Annotated in this window: 2 protein-coding genes; both read left to right on the top strand. The window is 58.5% G+C overall.

Going from position 1 to position 2,192, the window contains the following annotated elements; translation table 11 throughout:
* The first annotated feature begins 61 nt into the window (after positions 1-61).
* On the top strand, positions 62-856 hold the full coding sequence (locus WBV42_RS07000) for a helix-turn-helix transcriptional regulator (protein ID WP_423985391.1): 795 nt from the start codon (positions 62-64) through the stop codon (positions 854-856).
* A gap of 538 nt (positions 857-1,394) precedes the next feature.
* Complete coding sequence (locus tag WBV42_RS06995) at positions 1,395-2,165, top strand: deacylase (RefSeq protein WP_423985390.1); 771 nt, start codon at positions 1,395-1,397, stop codon at positions 2,163-2,165.
* Positions 2,166-2,192: the final 27 nt, after the last annotated feature.

Raw genomic sequence — 2,192 nt, 5'->3', positions numbered from 1 at the left:
CACCGTGAATAACATTCACGGTGTGAAAACAGCTATACGCGTCGGGAGAAATGGGGTTGCTATGGACCCCGCACTCGACGAGATCGAATTCCTCGCGTTGTCGAGTAATCGCGTTACGGTTCTCGATACGTTGTGCGATGATTCATACACGCGACGCGAACTCGAAGAGCAACTGACCGCGTCCCAGCCGACGCTCGGACGTATCCTCCGTGACCTGCAGGAACGGGGATGGATAACGTACGATGGTCGAAGATACACCACCACGGCGACCGGTCAACTCGTCGCGGAGGAGTTCGTCGATCTGTTGGAAACCGTCGAGACCGAGCTCAAACTTCGAGAGGTAGTCGAATGGTTACCCACGGAGGCGATGGACTTCGATCTCCGACACCTTTCGGATGCGACGATCACGACGCCGAGTCAAACGAAACCGGGCGCGCCGGTTCAGCGAGTGCTCGAACTCCTCCATCGCTCCAGCCACGTCCAGTTGTTCTCGTACGCGTTCAACGAACAGAGTCTCGGTGTGATTCGGCAACGGGTACTGGACGGAGCACAGACGTTCGAAGGGGTGCTGTCCGAGGATGCGCTCGCCATGATCACACACGATTCGGCGTTACGGGAGCAACTGCGTGACCTCGTCGAGTCCGTGGACGCCGAAATCCGTCTGTACGACGGGGAGATTCCGTTTGCGGTGACGATTACCGACGACGTCACACACCTCCTGTTACGAGATGGGGACGATTTCCTTCGTGCGGCATTGGACACGGACGACGAAGCGGTCCTCTCGTGGGCGCGTGAGAAATTCGAGGGATACTGGCAGCGCTCGTCACCGGTCGATGCGGAAACGCTCTCCGAGTAGTTCCGCCGGATTCAACTCCGTCTCCTTACTTCCACAGTGCTTGGAGACAGCCGACTCGGGTGGAATGTTCCTGGACGCAGCGAGAGCACCGACGGAGGTTCGAGAGCTCCACAGGCATCCACTACGTCGTCCTATGGGCCACCAATACGTCGTCTCCCTCGGCGACGTAGTTGAAGAGCGTCGGTTAGTGCCGTCGATCGGTGCGGCGTGAGTCGAATGGAGGTTCGTCGGCGGAATAATGTCAGACAGGAAGAACAAAATTTGTGGATGGATGCACGTAATTCGACCACTACCGTCCGTCCGTTTTTTCGACGAGTTCGGTCGTTCGACCGGCCGTCGGTCGAGGTATCGGATATCCGTGACTCGGATACGTTTCGTCGCTACGTACGGACTCATGCCGAACCTGTTCGCTGCTATTCGGTCCCTTCGAAAGGGATGTCGGATTATAACTAAATCGAATTTGTCCGTAATGCGGGATGTTATGAAAGAACAGGAGACGACAGAGACAGCGGGGTCGGATCGAACGCGTCGTTCGTTTATGCGTCGTACGGGTCTCGTAGCCGCCGGAATCCCTGCCGTGCTCGCCATGCAAGGAACGAGTAGTGCTGCGGATCGAACGACGTACACGATTCGTGACGGGACGCCGGACGAGACCGACGTGTACGTCACGGACGCGGGGGAGAGTGGAACGACTGCCGTCGTCGTCGGCGGCATTCAGGGGAACGAACCGGCCGGGAACAGGGCAGCGGGCGGTATCAAATCGTGGTCGATAGACCGTGGAAAACTCATCACGATTCCGCGGGCGAACCAAGTCGCCATCGAACGCGATACCTACGTCAACGACAACGGGAACCTCAACCGAAAGTTCCCGCCGGGGGAGACCCCAACCACGCCGCTCGCACGGGCGATTTGGGACGTCGTCGAATCGTCCGACCCGGACGTCGTGATCAACCTTCACAGCTCGAAAGGGATATATCACGAGGACGTCGGTCCCGACGGGGTCGGACAAGCCATCTATCCCACTACCGCGTCCGGTGCCGGTGAGGACGCAGTGCAGGCGGCGGGGTACATGAACCGACACCATCTCCCGGACTCGTTCCCCGAGTACTACCGGTTCAAACGAGGAAACACGATAAACGGAACCCGACCGTTGCTCATCCATAAAGTCGATGCGGACCTCGGCAAACCCGGATTCATCGTCGAGGCGACCCGGTACGAAACGGACCTCGTAACACGGACGAGATGGGAACTGAACATCGTGCGCCACCTGTTGCGTCGCCACGGAATCGAACGAACCTACGAGAACTGATCGACCGGTCTTCGGGGTGACCGTACG

The sequence above is a fragment of the Haladaptatus sp. genome, assembly GCF_049589095.1.
In the GTDB taxonomy this organism is placed as follows: Archaea; Halobacteriota; Halobacteria; order Halobacteriales; family Haladaptataceae; genus Haladaptatus.
The sequence above is the reverse complement of the archived record's forward strand: the minus strand, read 5'-3'. Positions and strand labels throughout refer to the sequence as shown.

What these genes read in the sequence shown, in the direction of transcription:
- WBV42_RS07000 (WP_423985391.1), top strand. Translation starts at nt 62, where the DNA reads ATGGACCCCGCACTCGACGAGATCGAATTCCTCGCGTTGTCGAGTAAT.
- WBV42_RS06995 (WP_423985390.1), top strand. Translation starts at nt 1,395, where the DNA reads ATGCGTCGTACGGGTCTCGTAGCCGCCGGAATCCCTGCCGTGCTCGCC.